We start from the raw sequence: 15,925 nt of genomic DNA, 5'->3' as shown, positions 1-15,925 counted from the left end.
GAATTGCCCTTATTGGTAAACCCTTACCGGTATGCTTCGGACCTTTAGATGTCTAGCCGCCGCGAGGTCCCGGCGAAAGGCGGCAACTGGCCGATTCTGGTGAGGAACTCGGCGAATTAGACGTCGGTTGCCTATCCTCGATGCATTGGGCGACGGGAGCGCGTCGCCATGATGGGTCGTCAAGGTGGCGTGCAAGACAGACTCTTTTACTCCTTCAACCTTGACGATCACGTGCATGGCCGGTTCCGCGACAGCGAAACCATGCGGCATGTGTTCGAATCGGCTTTGCGTCGCCGCATGAATGAAGGACTCGTCGAAGGCAAAGGGTTTGCCATTGACGCAAGCGTCGTTAAAGCCGACGCGAATCGCGCGCGCGGCGTGGCCGGGGAAGCGGACGTTGTCTCAGTCTTCAGTGTCAAAGGCTCGAAGGTCGCCAAAATCGGCAAAGGCCTGCTTCCGCGTGTGAGGGCGCGCCTGCGTTTCGTCTTGCGCCCGGGCCGCGCCTTCGGTCGGCGTGATATAGACGCAAAGACGTAGAGACGGCGACAGTCTGCCTCTTCGATGCGCCTATTTGCCTTCGGTGTTTTCCGGCTTGGTGGCAGTGAACGGAGTCGCGCTGACCTCGCCGTCGCCGTCCACCACGGTCGCCTTCAGATACGGCTTCGTATAGGTTTCCTTGGCGCTCACGTCGTAGTTCATCGTCGTGGTCATGCTCTGATTTTCCTTCTTCTTGTCCGAGCCGCCGCTACTCTGCTTGTTGCGGTCGTAGGTGGAATCGTCCGTGGATGAACTACTGGAGCCGCCCGAGGAATCCTTGGTCGTGACGCTGGAGAACGACTTCTTCGTGTCGGTCGCCTCGCTCATGTGACGGTTCCATTCCGTTTTGGTCGTGCTGTCGAACGACTGCTCGAGGTTGGCGGTCGTGGTGGACGTGGCGTCGCCCGTGACGTCCCGGCGGCCCTTGCCCGACGTATCGTCTTTCGTGCCGCCCTTCTCGTGAACGGTCGTGTCTTCCTTGCTGTCGGTGTACTTGACCTTGCCCGTCTCCGCGAACGTACCGGCGACCTTATCGATGAGATCGAGCGCAATGCCCCATCCTTTGACCTTTCGCACATACTTGCCGATCTTCGGAATGTCCGTGATAAAGGGAATATCGGTGACTTTCTGAACGATGTTCACGCCTTTTTGCAGCCACCAGGCCCAGTTCCTTTTCTCCTTGTCGCCGCTCTCGGTGTAGCCCTTCACGTTCTTCGTATAGTCGGTGAAGTGTCCCTCGACGCGATGCGTTTCCCATGCATCCTGATCGTGATACTTGAACGATGAAACCGTCTTCTGCACCAGTTCCGACTTTACCTTGTCATGCACGGTCGTCACGTTGGTGACCATATCGTCGAGCGTTTTCACGACAGCCTCGTTGTACTCCTGTTGCACCTTCTCGACCGACGACTCGCCGTGGCGCTCCTGATCGGTCTTCGTTCTGGTGGTGTCGACCTTCTCGCTCTCGTTGTCCCTGTGCGTTTCCTGCTGGCTCTCCGAACCCTGCGACTTGGTCGTCGTGCTGCCACTGTGGATGGTCTTTTCCGCGACGGGCGTGACGGGCACTTCGAGCAGGATGGTCGGGGTCGCGCGCGCCTTGTAGAAGAACTTGCTGCGGCCCGCATCGCTCATGACTTTCTGGTCGCTTGAGACCGTGATCTCCGTCTGCGAGCCAGGAAACTTCTCTTCCATGTGCGCGGAGGCCTGCTGCTGGATCTCTTCGAAGTCGCCGAATGTCTTGATTCTCTCCGCGACGAACTTCTTGGCTTCGAACTGCGCGTCCGTCGCCTGCTTGCCCTTCAGGCCGCTCACCTTGATGCTGTAGCTCTTGTTGACATCCTTCGCGTACTGAAGCTGCGCCGAGATCATGCCCGTGCCCTCGGCCGGGTTTTCGTTGAGCGGCGCGTTGTAGGTCTCGATCAACTGACCGCCTCCACGCGTCACGCCTTTCGACACCGAGACTTCATCGACGGATGGCGACAGCGACGCGATGGTCAGCGGGTTGAACCAGAGCGCGTTCTCCGCCTTGCTGCGCTCCGCCCCTGTGCTCGATGCACCCGGCAACTCTTCGTAGCTCGCCTTGATCTTCATCGGTGTCGAGGTCTTTTTTGCAGGCGCTGGTGAATTCGTGGCCGGAGTCGTTGTTGCTTTGGCATCGTTGGCGGGTGCCGGGCTGTCGGCCTGCGGCTCCTTGCGCTGTACCGCGATGCCGGATTGCGCCTCGCCCAGCAGCCGGCTAACCGCCTGATTGCCGAGCGCACGTTGCAATCGAAGGAGTTCGGGTGTCTGGCGCTCAAGCTGAGGAAGGACCGCCGCGGGCTTTTCGGCATTCGATCGTGCTCGACGCGGCGTCTGGTCCTGCGTCCTGGCATAGGTTCGTGTCGCCATGTCTTTCCCCGATAGTGCGCGCCTGCATGTTCATGCGTGACGGGTCTCGCCAATATCGTTTTAATTCATCAGAAGCCGGACGTTCGGTTCTTGCGTTTGCCGCCTACACTCTGGCCGAAATCGACCGCTTGATTCGCGAACGGTGCTACTTCGTTCTGCGTATGCTGTATGCGTGACTCGCTTTCTTTCGAACTTCACGGTACGGCAGGCAGCGGGGCCGAAGGGAAGTTTCGACGGACAGGAGGCAGACCATGTCGACAGATTCAGATGAAGACGCGACCTCAAACGCGGATACGCGCTGCGGCGAAGCATGCACGCACGATGATCCGCCCGGAACGCCGGGCGGCGGTTGTTGTGCCTTGACTTGCGTGCTGCCCAAAGGGCATTGCCCGACGGATCATCAGTGTGCGAAGGGGCATCGGTGGTCCTGCAATCCGCCGATTGCTTGATGCCTTTCATGCGTGTGCATCGCTCGAAAGATGCACACGACGCACCTCATCGAAGTACAAATAAGCATGCCCGCCAAAGGCGGGCATTGCATACCGATGCGCTCCTTACCTGCCCTTTATGCTCGTGGGCTGTCATAGCGGGTCTGGCGTTCGACGAGCGTCGCGATCTGGCTGCTTCCCGTGCGCGCACACGCTCGACATCAACGCGCGCATCTTCTCCATGGGCAAACTGCATCATGCGATGACCGGCACCGGCGCGGTAGCGATCGCCGTCGCGGCGGTCATTCGGGGAACCGTGGTCAACCGGCTTGTGCCTAAATCGAAGCGTTCGGTGCGCTTCGGGCATCCGTCGGGCAGTCTCGAAGTGGGCGCGGAAGCACAGCAGAAGGACGGCGCATGGACCGTCACCAAGGCGCTCATGAGCCGCAGCGCACGGAGACTGATGGAAGGCTTCGTGCTGGTTCCTTCATCGGCGTTCGACAAGTGAAGGAGCGCGTCGAGTTTATCGGCGATGACGTGCCGCGGCGCGTCGCGGTCATCTATCAGCAGGTAGCGCCGCCTTGCCTGTGGACGACAAATTCGCGACCAACGACGCGTTACGCGCCATCGGCCTTCCAGTTGCCGCGTCCTTACTCGTGAGCCGCGATGACCTCGTCTCGCTCGACGAGCGCGCGCTAACCTTTCCCGTGATCGTCAAACCCGTGCGAGGGCGCGGCAGCCAGAGCGTGAGTCTCGTAAAGGATCGCGCGGCGCTGATTGCCGCGTTGACGTCGCTGTTCGAGAGCGGGGCGTTCGGCTCGCGTGCGATCGTCGAGGAATATTTGCCCGGCGAAGAACTGACAGTCACCGCGATGAGTCGCGTGGGATCGGGAACGTTCGTCGTTCCGCCGGTGCGTCGGTTCAATCACATCGATGGCGTCGCCCCCTGCAGCGGAAGCAAAAAGCCCCGCCTTGGGTGGGGCGTAAGGACGAACATGATGCAAGCTTAGTCTGGCGACGCGTGCGGCTCGCCCGCTTGCGACGTTTCCGGCGTACTGCCGCCGTAATCGCGGTTCGCGTCGATTCTTGCTCGCACCATCTGTGCGTTCTGCGGATAGTGCAACCAGTCGGTCGGGTTGTATCCGGCGTTTTCGTACTGCACGAGATCCGCGCGAACCTGCTCGCGAGTCAACGGCTGAGACGGCTGCGCCAGCGTTGCGAGCGGACTCGCGAGCAGCGCGCCGAGCGCAATAGCTTTAAGCGTGATTTCCATAGACACTCCGTGACCTGTTACCGCTGCGAGCAAGAAGAACCTTGCACAGCAAATGGCGGAAGTCTAATGGCGAATCCGCGCCGGGTTAATACCGACGGATGCAAATCACTGTTATCCGGAATGGAACGTGACCTGCCCTAGCGCCCCGGTCCACGTTGGAGTCGGCCGCGACGAAGCGCAGCACGGAGACACGACCCGTGGTCGGGCGGTGCGTACACGCCCAATCACCTGCGGGCGGCAAGGCGGTCGCGCAAAAACTCAATAAACCGCTGCGTTTTTGCGGGCAGCAGGCGAGTCTCGGTGATCGCATAAACCGGCTGGGGTTTGCCATGCCATTCGGGCATCACCCGGCGTAACTGTCCGTTGGCGACCTCGTCCGCAACGATTTCTTCCGGTAGCAGGACGATGCCCAAGTCGAGCGTCGCGAGTCGGCGGATCATGCCCACGCTATTGATCGTGAATCGTCCGCCGATTGTGACCTGGGTCGATTGCGCACCGCTTTGCAGCGTCCAGGAACCAGATCCCCCTTTCAATATGCTCAGGCACTCATGCCGCTCGAGGTCTGCTGGTTCGCGTGGTTCGCCCCAGCGAGCGAGGTAAGCCGGCGAAGCGTAGAGATGTGCCTCGAGCATTGCCAATGGGCGCGCGATCAACTGTGAATCTTCCGACTCACCCATCCGGATCGCGACGTCGAACGGTTCACTCACGAGGTCGATCCGGCGTGGCGTCAGGTCGAACTCGAAAGCGATGCCAGGGTAAAGGGAGGCGAACTCGGCGATCAACGGCGCGAGATACGTGACCGCGAAATCCACCGGAAGCGACGCGCGCAGCAGGCCGCTGGGTTGAGCGAGCATTTCGCCCAATTGCTCATGAGCAAGTCGAGCCTCGTCAACAATCCGCTTGCAGCGCTCGAAGTAGATCTGTCCCGCTTCGGTCAATTCGATCTTGCGCGTCGTGCGGTGAAGCAGGCGCAGCCCGATTGTCTTTTCAAGCAGGCTGATGCGCCGGGACAGGGTCGAGTTTGGTATTCGCAACGTCTCCGCAGCACTACGGAAGCCTTTGGCTCTCACAACTTCCACGAAGAGCGCCATGTCGTTCAACAGTTCCACGCTGATTGCTCCGCCAATGGATCAATGATCTCCAAATTACCATATTTATCTCAGCGACAAAGCGGTTGATTATCTCGCCACGGAATCGAACATCCGCAACTTCATGGCCGCGCTGAGCGCCCGGCCGGCAGTTCGAGCGCAGCTTCGTAGAACCTGAAACCGAGCTCTGTTATCCCCATTCAATCTCCGGGAGTTCACCATGAGTCACCGCCTCAGCCCTGTTCGTGAAGGGAGCAATAATCGCCTGTTCAGTCGGATTAGCGTCGGCCGCTACACGCTGCAAAACCGCCTCGTGATGGCGCCGATGACCCGCAGCCGTGCGCAGTCCGATGGCACGCCCGGTAATCTGGCGGCCGAATACTATGCGCAGCGCGCGAGCGTCGGGCTGATCGTCACCGAGGGCACCCAGCCGTCGGACGTCGGACAGGGCTACCTCACCACGCCGGGCATCTATACCGACGCGCACGTCGCTGGCTGGAAGAAGACCACCGATGCCGTGCACGCGAACGGCAGCCATCTGTTCATCCAGTTGATGCACGCCGGACGCATGTCCCACCCGGACAACACGCCGCATCATCGCCCGGGCGTGGCGCCGTCGGCGATTGCGCCCAGTACGCAGATGTTCACAGCAACGGGCATGCAGGACATTCCCGTGCCGCGCGCGCTCTCGACCGAGGAAGTGCGTCGGACCGTTGCTGACTTCCGCCATGCTGCGCGGCGCGCGATCGAAGCCGGGGCCGACGGCGTCGAGATCCACGGTGCGAACGCCTATCTCGTCCAGCAGTTCTTTGCCCCGAGCGCGAATACCCGGACCGACGAATACGGTGGTTCCATCGAGAACCGCGCGCGCTTTGCCATCGAAGTGGCGGCTGCGATCGCGGAAGAGATCGGTGCGGACAGGACCGGCATCCGTCTGTCGCCCGGTACCGCGATGTGGGGTATCGACGAGGGCAGCGAAGGGCCGGAGCTCTACCGCTATCTGGTTGCAGAGCTGAACAAGCTCGGTCTCGCCTATCTGCACATCATGCATCTGGGCAACGACGCGCTGCTGGATGATATCCGCGAACTCTGGAAGGGATCGCTCATCCTGAATCGACCGGGGCGTCCGCGCGAAGAGATTGGTGCTGATGTGGAATCGGGCCTGGCCGATCTCGAAGCGTACGGCCAGATGGTGCTCGCCAATCCGGACTTCGTTGCACGTCTTCTGGCCGGCGTCGCGCTGAATGAGGCCCATCGCAACACCTACTTTGGTGGCGACGCGCAAGGGTACACCGACTATCCGGCCTTGGCCGCCTCCGCGAGCGCATAAGGCGGACATGATGCTTACCGTCGCGACACTGCAGCGCGCCAATCATGGCAGCCACTTCCAGGCTTACAACCTGCGTGGTGTGGCCGAGCTGATCAATCCGTACATAGGAGTCGATCATGCATGAATGAGCGGGCCGACGTTTCCGCCTCATCTGCATGAAGGCATTTCCGCCGTGTCCTACGTGTTCCTCGACTCGGAGACGGGCATCAACGACCGCGACTCGATCGTGACTCGATCGTGACTCGCAACCTCATCCTGCCGGGGGCTTGCATTGAACCACGGCGGGTCGCGGCGTTGTACATGAGGAAGTGCCCGCCGAACCGGCCAAGACGGCTCATTCGCTGCAAATCTTCGTGGACCTTGCAACGGGGAAGCGGAACATCGCACCGCTTCCGTTGATTCTTGAGCCGATTGGTCGCGTGTAAGGCAGGCGAGAGCCGCGTCTTGCATTGACCAATTCTCGCTCCCGGCCCGAAGCCTCCTTCCGGTGTACGCCGATCCAAACGTCCCCTCAAATGCGAGGACCTGCCGTTCGCGAAGAGCAAACGCCGGCGACGAGACGCAACGACTGGACCGACTCCTGAAAACTCAAACCGCATGGCGAATGCCCGCAGTCGCACCGACCTGATTCGATGTCGATGACGGCGTGAATCCATAGATCGCGGCAACCGCCTTGTTGCCCGTCGAATCGGTCCCGGACGCATGTTGACACAGCACGACCGCATAGAGATCCGTGCGCTTCGACAGAAAATAATCCAGCCCGATATTGGCCTGCTGATAGGTCACGCCCTCGTGTCCTGTCGTTCCGCCTCCCCGCGTGTATTGGTACGAGGTGCCGAATAGAGAATCGGAAAATCTCTCATCGTCTGCATTCGGCGGCTCGGCTCAATTGGCGCGCCGTGCGCATCTCGTTACGGGCAACCGGACCGGAGCGGCTCAGCGGCGGGCATCGTCTTTGCACCCATCAGAACGCGTGCTGGCTGTCTTGCGACTGTGTAGAATTGGTTGAACGTTAATCGTGTATTGCAACATGCGAAACCTGTCATGAAGGAACCAAAGTCACCAGCAGCGAGGTCCTTGCCAAAGCGGCGCACGCAAGCGGAGCGAAGCGAGACCACGCAACGAAGAATCATCGCGTCCGCGATCCGGCTGCTCCAGAAAGTCGGCTTCCAGGAGACAAATCTGCAGGACATCGCGCGAGGCGCAAAGGTGACGCTGGGCGCGGTGCAACATCAGTTTGGAAATCGGGCCGTGCTGATGGAACACGTCGTCGATGAGGTCATGAAGCCACTTGGCGAACTCGGCTCGGTATGGCCGGAGAACGCGGCTCATGTGCCGCTCGAAGAACGTGCGAGCCGCTTTGTGCACGCTGCCTGGGACAAGGTGTATGCGCCCCCAAGTTACGTTGCCGCGTGGAGTCTTTTTTTCGGGTGCAGAACTTCTCCGCAGTTATTTCAGCGCATCGATGAGCATCGGGCGAAGCACGATCCGTTGTTCTTCCAGCATTTCGTGACCGTCTTCCCCGAAATTGCCGAGACGCATTCCCAACCCGAGCACTTCGCGGCGGTAGTGTTCGCTGCGCTGCGCGGTCTTTCCGTGATGCGGATCTTCGGTGTCGATGAACAGGCGACGTCGTTGCAACTCGACGTCGTTACACAGATGATCGTTGACGCGGGAAAAGCCGGCGCGGCGCGATCCGATTTGCGCGAGACGCTCGCATGATTCGCAGGACGCCTATTTCGAGTCGAGACGCATCGTGACGACTTCGTCTGGCACGATCAGACGCGCTTCCGTCGCGCGCTGGACAGTCGCTACATCGACGCCCGGCGCGAGCTCCTGCAAGATCAGTCCCTGGTCCGAGGGCTTGATGACCGCAAGTTCGGTCACGATCAAGTCCACTCTTCTTTGCGAAGTCAGCGGCAATGTACTGTTCTCGACGATCTTCGGCTTGCCCTTCGCCGTATGCGTCATGGCCACGATAACGCGTCGAGCGCCCGTGACCAGATCCATCGCTCCTCCCATTCCCGGGACCATGTGTCCGGGCACCATCCAATTCGCAAGCCGCCCTTGTTGATCGACCTGAAGGCCGCCGAGCACGGTCACGTCGAGATGACCACCGCGGATCAGGCCGAAAGACATCGCGCTGTCGAACGTCGCCGCGCCGGGAAGGGCACTGATGGGGCTTCCGCCTGCATCTGTCAGGTCTTCCGCTTCGAGGCCTTCTTCGGGAATGGCGTGCATACCGACGATGCCGTTCTCCGACTGAAAGAAGATATCGGCGTCTTTAGGCACCATGGCGGCTACGAGCGTCGGCAGCCCGATACCCAAATTCACGAGGTATCCCGGGCGCAGCTCCTGCGCAACGCGCATCGCGATCAGCTTCTTGTCATCCATTGAGCCTCTCCCTGCCAATCAGACGGTCCACGATCACGGCGGGCGTCATCACATCGTCAGGCGCGATGACGCCCGTCGGCACGATCTCCTTCGACTCTGCGATGACGACATCAGCGGCCATCGCCATGAGGGGATTGAAGTTGCGGGCCGTCATCGCGTACGTCAGGTTACCGATGTGATCCGCGCGCCACGCGTTGACGAGCGCGAAGTCGGCCCGCAGTGGTCGTTCCACGAGAAATATCTGCCCGTCGATTTCGAGCGTCTGCTTTCCGTCCTGCACGACCGTGCCGACGCCCGTGGGCGTCAGCACCCCGCCGAGCCCGTGTCCGCCGGCGCGAATTCTTTCCGCAAGCGTTCCCTGAGGAACGAGTTCGACATCGATCTCACGCGCAAGCATCTGTTGCTGCGTCTCGGGGTTGGTGCCGATATGACTGGTGATGAGACGCTTCACGAGGCGCGCCGAAATCAGCCGGCCAATACCGATGCCCGGTCGTGCCGTGTCATTCGCAATGACGGTCAATCCGCGTCGTTCCTGCCGCACCAGTTCGTCGATCAGGCGTCGTGGCGTACCGACGCCCATGAACCCGCCAATCATCAGCGTCGCCTCCTCCGGAATGGAAGCCACCGCATCGCTCACATTACAGGTCTTGCCCATCGAGCCTCCTTCCGTTTCATCGAGTGGCTTCTGTATCAGGTCGCGCGAGGGCCGCGAGCTGGCAGGACCGTGCCGCGGCACTCGCCAAATCCAATGCGGCGTTGTCCCGCGCGCTGGCAATATCCTCGCAGGATGATGCTGTCGCCGTCATTTAAAAAGCCGCGCTCTTCGCCATTGGAGAGCGTGATGGGCTGTTTGCCGTTTGACGTCAGCTCCATCAACGACGCCGCCTGTTCCGGTTTCGGTCCCGAAAGCGTTCCGGTGCCCAGCAAATCGCCAGGATTGAGATTGCAGCCGTTGACCGTGTGATGCGCGACCAGTTGGGCGATGCTCCAATAGGCATCGGCGAGATTGGACGTCGACAGCAAATCGCCCGCATGGCCGGCGCGCCGCATCGCCTCGGTTTGAATCCAGACTTCGAGCTGTACGTCGATAGCACCGGCTTCCCGGTTCTCCGGCGAATCGAGATACGGCAGAGGCTGCGGATCCGTTGCCGGACGGCTGAACGCCCGACGAAACGGCGCGAGCGCCTCCATCGTCACGACCCACGGCGAGAGCGTCGAGGCGAAGTTTTTCGACAAGAACGGCCCGAGCGGCTGATATTCCCAGCCCTGGATGTCACGCGCGCTCCAGTCGTTGAACAGTGTCAAACCGAAGACATGTTCCTCGGCTTGCTCGATCGAAACCGGTTCGCCTTGCTCGTTCGTGCTCGCCATCACGATGCCCATCTCCAGTTCATAGTCCAGCCGCTTGCTCGGCCCGAGCGCGGGCATATCAGCGTCCGCCGCCTTGGTCTGGCCCACTGGACGATGAAAGGCGCGCCCGCTCGGCTGGATCGACGAGGCGCGGCCGTGGTATCCGATAGGCACCCACTTGTAGTTCGGCAGCAGCGGATTGTCGGGACGGAACTGCTTGCCGATGGTCGTCGCGTGATGAACGCTGATGTAGAAGTCGGTGTAGTCTCCAATGCGGCACGGCAGCGCCATCTCCGCGTCCGCCTGCGGCACGAGGCATTCGATCAACGCCGCCTGCTGGGCGGAACCCTCCGCAAGGGCTGCCGACAGCGCACGCCGCACGTCTGCGCGTACCGTCGCACCCATCGCCATGAAGGCGTTCAGATCGCCTGCGGCCAACGGCACAAGCGCCTTGGCGATTTGATCCGGCCACGCAGCGCGTTCCGACGCGAGCCGCAAATCGAACACCTGATCGCCGATAGCCACGCCGATGCGATAGGGCTCGTCAGCACCGCGGCGACGCAACGAGCCGAACGGCAGATTCTGGATCGGGAAATCGGTCCCGTCGGCATTGGCCGAACTCACCCAGCTCTTCAGCGCCGGGTCGTGTGTGTCATCCATCGCGGCAATCACTTTTTGAACTCCCGGTCATGGAGAAAGGCAGCGTGCTGCGGCGCGCGCTTGGTCCTCGACCAGTCTTCGAGCATGGCCCATTTGACCGCATCGAGCCTGCGGATCATCTCTTCCTCGTCCGGGTCCGGACAAGCCAGCTCGACGCGGTGCCCGTTCGGATCGAAGAAATAAATGGAATGGAACGCGCCGTGATCGGTGACGCCCAGTACTTCAACACCGTTGCTTTGCAGATGCGTCTTGAATTCGAGCATTTCCTCGCGATCCTTCACGCGAAACGCGATGTGCTGAACCCACTCTGGCGTGTTGGGATCGCGTCCCATGGGCGGCCGGGTCGGAAGCTCGAAGAACGCCAGCACATTGCCGTTGCCCGCATCAAGGAAGACGTGCATGTATGGGTCCGGCTCCTTGGTGGATGGCACCCGGTTCTCGGCAATCGCGAGCACGAAGTCCATCTTCAGCATCTGGTTGTACCAGAGCACGGTTTCTTTGGCGTCGCGACAGCGATAGGCGACGTGGTGTATTCGATCGATTTTCACTGGGTGTCCTCTACCTTCAGCGCACCACGTTGAATCTGATCGCGCTCCAGCGATTCGAACAGCGCCTTGAAATTGCCTTCGCCGAAGCCTTCGTCACCCGCGCGCTGGATGAATTCGAAGAAGACCGGGCCGAAAGTCGGCTGCGAAAAGATCTGTAGCAACAGCCGTTTCTGACCGCCTTGCGTCGTACCGTCGAGCAGAATGCCACGCGCCTGGAGTTCCGGAACCGGCTGACCGTGCGAAGGCAGGCGCGTTTCGATCGCCTCATAGTAGTACTCGTTCGGCGCAGTCATCAACGGAACGCCGGCCATTTGCAGGCTGTCGACGGTCGAGATGAGGTCGTCAGTCAGCAACGCGACGTGCTGAATGCCTTCGCCGTTGAACTGCATCAAGAACTCTTCGATCTGCCCGCCGCCCTTGGCCGACTCTTCGTTCAGCGGAATGCGGATCTTGCCGTCGGGCGCGGTCATCGCCTTCGAAGTCAGGCCGGTATATTCGCCCGAGATGTCGAAATAGCGAATCTCGCGGAAGTTGAAGAGCCTCTCGTAGAAACTTGCCCAATGCGCCATACGTCCGCGATAGACATTGTGCGTCAGGTGGTCAATGAGCTTGAGGCCGTGTCCTTTGGGGCGACGGTCGACATCGGGAAGGAACTCGAAATCGATGTCGTAAATGGACTGGCCGTCTTCGAAACGGTCGATCAGATACAGCGGCGCCCCGCCGATACCCTTGATCGCCGGAAGGCGAAGCTCCATCGGGCCGGTCGGCGTTTCGAGCGGCTGAGCGCCCAGCGCGAGAGCGCGGGCGTACGCCTTATGTGAGTCCTTCATGCGAAACGCCAGACCGCAAGCCGACGGGCCATGCTCGGCGGCGAAATACGCTGCCGGGCTGTTCGGTTCACGATTGACGATGAAATTGATGTCGCCCTGACGATACAGCACCACATCCTTCGAGCGATGTTTGGCGACCAGCGTGAAGCCGAGTTTCTCCAGCATCGGCTCCAGCACGTTCGAAACGGGCGATGCGAATTCGACGAACTCGAAGCCCATCAAACCCATCGGATTATCGAATAGATCAGTCACGGTGATTTCCTCTAGAGATTGAATTCAGGACACGTCGACAGGAACTTGCAGCGTCTTCGGCGCAACGATGCGATACGACACGTAGACGATGGCAATCCAGATCGGAATCGCGATAGCAGACACGCGGATGCCCGGCGTCAGCAGCATGACGACGACAACCACGACCATCGCCAGCAGACATAGGTAGTTCGTGAACGGTGCGAGGGGGGCGGGAAACCGCGCGGCGATGCCCTTCTCCCTGTTGCTCTTGCGAAAGCCCATGTGTGCCACGATGACGACGACCCACGTGATGACGAGCGCGGCCACGATCAGGGACATCAGCAGTTCGAGCACGCCTGCAGGCGCCACGTAGTTCAGCACGATGCAGAACGCGGTCACGATGCCGGGATAGACGATGGCGCGCACCGGCACGCCGCGCTTGTTGACCTGCATAAGAGACTTCGGCGCGTTGCCTTCGAGGGCCATGCCATACAGCAGGCGGCTGCTGCTGTACACCATGCTGTTATAGACGGACAGGGTCGCCGTCAGAATCACGAAGTTCAGAATGTTCGCGGCGAAGTGCGCTCCGATTCCCGAGAAGACCAGCACAAACGGGCTGCTGCTGTAGGTACCACCGCCGGCCTTGAGTTGTGCGACGAGCGTGTTCCAGGGCGTGAGCGAAAGCAGGACCACCATTGAGCCGATGTAGAAAACCAGCACGCGATAAACCAGCTGATTGATCGCTTTCGGGATCACCTTGCGCGGGTCGTCGGTTTCCGCAGCGGCGAAGCCCAGCATCTCGACGCCACCGAACGCGAACATGATGAACGCGAAAGACATGACAAGCCCAGAGATGCCGTTCGGCAGAAAGCCGCCGTGCGACCACAGGTTACTGATGGATTGATTCGGGTTGTGGGTCGTCGCGAGCAGATAGAGACCGACCACGATCATCGCCAGCACCGCGACGATCTTGATCAACGCGAACCAGAACTCGAACTCGCCGTAGATCTTGACGTTGATGAAGTTGACCGCATTGATCAGCAGGAAGAACACGGCGACCGTCACCCAGGTCGGTATTTCCGGCCACCAGAACTGGATGAATTTCCCGACTGCGGTCAGTTCCAGCATCCCGACGAGTACATACAAGGCAATGCAGTTCCAACCCGACATGAAGCCCGCGAAGTGCGACACGTAACGGTTGGCGAAGTGGCTGAACGAACCGGCCGTCGGCTCTTCCACCAGCATTTCGCCGAGGAAACGCATGATGCAGAAGATGATGAGGCCGCCAATGGCGTAACCGAGGATGACACCGGGTCCGGCGAGTTCGATGATGCCCGCCGAACCCAAAAACAGGCCGGTGCCGATCGTTCCGCCGAGCGCGATGAGCTGAATGTGACGGTTCTTCAGCCGACGCTGAAGATGTCCTGACGAAGAGGCGCTGTGCATGATGTCGTCTCCCCTCAGTTGGTCACGAAGAACAGTTTCGCTTTGCTGCCGAAATACTTGACGGTCGTGCCTTTGGTCAGCTCGATAACGTCGCCGGAACGCCCTTCCACGCGCTCGCCGTCGCTCGACTCGACGCCGAACGTGCCTTCGAGGACGAGTATGACTTCGTCGTAGCCCAAGGTCTTCGGCTCGCACGCGGCTTCGTCCCAGGCGCCAAATCCGCACGGCAGTGCTGCGCCTTCGTTGTCACCGATCGCCCATGATATTTCTGCCACGCCGTTTGTTGCGCCGCCACGATCGGCGGTCTTGATCGTCCTTCCTTCAATAAGTCTGATGCTCTTCACCTTACGTCTCCTGTAGTGATACTAATCATTTTCATCAAGCTGAATTTCAAAATTCGCGTCGATACTACCGTTCGCCCCTTCCTCTCCATGAATCCCAGGAGATCGTGAGTCTCACGCCTACGTCGCGAATGGGCCGCGGCGGAATGTAATTTGCCGTGCCTTGCGCCAGGAAGTCATCGATGAGCGGGTTTTCACGGCCCAACGCCAAGTCGGCGATGAGCATGCCCGACGCTGTATGGCGCACGATGCCCGAGCCGTTGCAGCAGGACGTCGCATACACGTTTTCATTGATCTGCCCGAACGCGGGTGCATGGTTCTGCGACACCGCGAGCCAGCCCATCCAGAAGTGCTCTATCTCGAGCCCTCCGAGCTGAGGAAAACGGCGGTCGAGCAATTGCTGATGCGTTCGTCGCGCTGCCTCGCGATGCGCTTCGGTGGTTCGCAGCGTGGGCGAATACTCGAAGCCCTGACGGATCATCAGACGTTTGTCGCGCGTGAGGCGCAGTGTCGAACCCGCCACGCCGTGCGCCGGCGTGATTCCCCACGACTTTTCCGATCCCAGCTTGACCAATTGCTCATCCGCCAGCGGCTCCGTCAGGCTCGCAAACAACAGCACGGGAATCTGCCGCTCCTTGTACACGCCGAAGGACTGCGAGAACGCGTTCACGGCAAGGATCAGCTTCCCGAAGCGGGCTCGGCCCTTTGCCGTCTTCACGTAAGGCGACGGACCTTCGAACTCGACTTCCGTGACGGGCGATCGTTCGAACAGCTTCGCGTTCGCTGGCAGACTGTCGGCAAGCCCGCGCACCAGTGCGGCCGGATTCAGCAAATATGTGCCCGGTGTAAAAATCGCGTCGCCGTAGTAGCGCGTGCCGAGGCGGTCTTCGAGCTCGCCGCGCTTGAGCCATTCAAACGGCTCGCTCCAGGCATCCAGATCCGATGCGTAAGTCTTGAGCGCGCTGTCCGCGACTTCCTGCGTGACCGCCGCGTGATAGCGGCCGCGGCGCTCCCAGTCGCAGGAGATGCCGTGCCGTTCGATTAGGCCGTTCAGTTCGTCGAGCGCGTAACGCCCGATCCGAATAGCGGCATGCCCTTCCTCGACGGACTTCGCCGACATGCCGGACGCGTGCGGCAAGTCGATGGCAAAGCCGGAATTGCGGCCCGACGCGTTTTCGCCAACGACGCCCGCTTCGATGACCGCGACGGATGCCTTTGGGCTTTTCAACGCAAGCGCGCGAGCGGCGGCAAGACCGGCGTAACCGGCTCCCACGACAACGTAGTCGAACACCTGCTCGCCAGCCAGTGGCGGTTGCGGTGTACGAGGAAGCAACAAACCGCTCCATCCGTTCGTCTGGTCGTCTGCAGGGGCGCGGTCAACGGGGCGTCTCATGATCTAAGTAAAAACCCTTAAATATCTGTTAAATCAATGGATTAGCACGACTCCATGGACGGCAGTCTAATTTAGAAATTCACAAGTTGCAATACACGTTTATTGTTTGTTGAAAAATCGGAGAGTACTTCGTTCTTCCTTGGCTCAGCGGGTGGGCACCCGTCGGAACGTTCGCTTGAGTTGAATTGA

The 15,925-nt window shown here is 60.4% G+C and carries 15 protein-coding genes and 2 pseudogenes; 5 read left to right on the top strand and 12 right to left on the bottom strand.

Annotated elements, in window-relative coordinates; all coding sequences use genetic code 11:
• Positions 1 to 231: 231 nt before the first annotated feature.
• Positions 232 to 390, top strand: a pseudogene (locus AC1Z32_RS11165) (IS5/IS1182 family transposase); the annotation flags it as partial.
• 177 nt (positions 391 to 567) lie between these two features.
• Here AC1Z32_RS11165 and AC1Z32_RS11160 read toward each other — a convergent pair.
• Positions 568 to 2,424, bottom strand: a complete 1,857-nt coding sequence (locus AC1Z32_RS11160) for a hypothetical protein (RefSeq protein ID WP_483478756.1) — start codon at positions 2,422 to 2,424, stop codon at positions 568 to 570.
• Between the two features lie 615 nt (positions 2,425 to 3,039).
• On the opposite strand from AC1Z32_RS11160, the pseudogene AC1Z32_RS11155 reads away from it, so the two are divergent.
• Together AC1Z32_RS11155 and AC1Z32_RS11150 are read left to right on the top strand one after the other, a co-directional pair.
• Positions 3,040 to 3,360 (top strand): annotated as a pseudogene (locus AC1Z32_RS11155) (PrpF domain-containing protein); the annotation flags it as partial.
• A gap of 79 nt (positions 3,361 to 3,439) precedes the next feature.
• Positions 3,440 to 3,862: an ATP-grasp domain-containing protein gene (locus AC1Z32_RS11150; RefSeq protein WP_483478755.1), complete on the top strand. Its 423-nt coding sequence runs from the start codon at positions 3,440 to 3,442 to the stop codon at positions 3,860 to 3,862.
• Here the strand turns inward: AC1Z32_RS11150 and AC1Z32_RS11145 are convergent.
• Complete coding sequence (locus AC1Z32_RS11145; protein WP_483478754.1) at positions 3,859 to 4,125, bottom strand: DUF4148 domain-containing protein; 267 nt, start codon at positions 4,123 to 4,125, stop codon at positions 3,859 to 3,861. The two genes, AC1Z32_RS11150 and AC1Z32_RS11145, sit on opposite strands and share 4 nt — an antisense overlap.
• A gap of 224 nt (positions 4,126 to 4,349) precedes the next feature.
• Entirely contained in the window at positions 4,350 to 5,234 is an 885-nt protein-coding gene (locus AC1Z32_RS11140; protein WP_483478753.1) for a LysR family transcriptional regulator, read from the bottom strand.
• 199 nt (positions 5,235 to 5,433) lie between these two features.
• Between AC1Z32_RS11140 and AC1Z32_RS11135 the strand changes: the two genes are divergently transcribed.
• A complete protein-coding gene (locus AC1Z32_RS11135) occupies positions 5,434 to 6,543 on the top strand; it encodes an alkene reductase (protein WP_483478752.1) in 1,110 nt (369 codons plus the stop codon).
• A gap of 588 nt (positions 6,544 to 7,131) precedes the next feature.
• On the opposite strand, the gene AC1Z32_RS11130 is transcribed toward AC1Z32_RS11135, so the two are convergent.
• Positions 7,132 to 7,329, bottom strand: coding sequence for a hypothetical protein (locus AC1Z32_RS11130; protein WP_483478751.1), 198 nt, complete (start codon positions 7,327 to 7,329; stop codon positions 7,132 to 7,134).
• Positions 7,330 to 7,548: 219 nt separating this feature from the next.
• Here AC1Z32_RS11130 and AC1Z32_RS11125 point away from each other — a divergent pair, with 219 nt between their 5' ends.
• Positions 7,549 to 8,265: a TetR/AcrR family transcriptional regulator gene (locus tag AC1Z32_RS11125; protein ID WP_483478750.1), complete on the top strand. Its 717-nt coding sequence runs from the start codon at positions 7,549 to 7,551 to the stop codon at positions 8,263 to 8,265.
• A 12-nt stretch (positions 8,266 to 8,277) separates the two neighbouring features.
• On the opposite strand, the gene AC1Z32_RS11120 is transcribed toward AC1Z32_RS11125, so the two are convergent.
• From AC1Z32_RS11120 to AC1Z32_RS11085, 8 genes are all read right to left on the bottom strand, one after another.
• Positions 8,278 to 8,937: a 3-oxoacid CoA-transferase subunit B gene (locus tag AC1Z32_RS11120; RefSeq protein ID WP_483478749.1), complete on the bottom strand. Its 660-nt coding sequence runs from the start codon at positions 8,935 to 8,937 to the stop codon at positions 8,278 to 8,280.
• On the bottom strand, positions 8,930 to 9,592 hold the full coding sequence (locus tag AC1Z32_RS11115) for a CoA transferase subunit A (RefSeq protein WP_483478748.1): 663 nt from the start codon (positions 9,590 to 9,592) through the stop codon (positions 8,930 to 8,932). Before AC1Z32_RS11115 ends, AC1Z32_RS11120 begins: the two co-directional genes overlap by 8 nt.
• Positions 9,593 to 9,627: 35 nt before the next feature.
• Positions 9,628 to 10,947: a fumarylacetoacetase gene (gene fahA, locus AC1Z32_RS11110; RefSeq protein WP_483478747.1), complete on the bottom strand. Its 1,320-nt coding sequence runs from the start codon at positions 10,945 to 10,947 to the stop codon at positions 9,628 to 9,630.
• Between the two features lie 8 nt (positions 10,948 to 10,955).
• On the bottom strand, positions 10,956 to 11,495 hold the full coding sequence (locus AC1Z32_RS11105; RefSeq protein WP_483478746.1) for a VOC family protein: 540 nt from the start codon (positions 11,493 to 11,495) through the stop codon (positions 10,956 to 10,958).
• A complete protein-coding gene (gene hppD / locus AC1Z32_RS11100; protein ID WP_483478745.1) occupies positions 11,492 to 12,577 on the bottom strand; it encodes a 4-hydroxyphenylpyruvate dioxygenase in 1,086 nt (361 codons plus the stop codon). Before hppD ends, AC1Z32_RS11105 begins: the two co-directional genes overlap by 4 nt.
• 24 nt (positions 12,578 to 12,601) lie before the next feature.
• The gene (locus AC1Z32_RS11095) at positions 12,602 to 14,002 is read right to left on the bottom strand and encodes an amino acid permease (RefSeq protein WP_483478744.1); all 1,401 of its coding nucleotides are present in this window, start codon (positions 14,000 to 14,002) and stop codon (positions 12,602 to 12,604) included.
• 14 nt (positions 14,003 to 14,016) lie between these two features.
• The gene (locus tag AC1Z32_RS11090; protein ID WP_483478743.1) at positions 14,017 to 14,346 is read right to left on the bottom strand and encodes a hypothetical protein; all 330 of its coding nucleotides are present in this window, start codon (positions 14,344 to 14,346) and stop codon (positions 14,017 to 14,019) included.
• 64 nt (positions 14,347 to 14,410) lie between these two features.
• The gene (locus AC1Z32_RS11085; RefSeq protein WP_483478742.1) at positions 14,411 to 15,634 is read right to left on the bottom strand and encodes an NAD(P)/FAD-dependent oxidoreductase; all 1,224 of its coding nucleotides are present in this window, start codon (positions 15,632 to 15,634) and stop codon (positions 14,411 to 14,413) included.
• Positions 15,635 to 15,925 lie beyond the last annotated feature (291 nt).

The organism is Caballeronia sp. 11_S32, assembly GCF_056930355.1.
The sequence above is the reverse complement of the archived record's forward strand: the minus strand, read 5'-3'. Positions and strand labels throughout refer to the sequence as shown.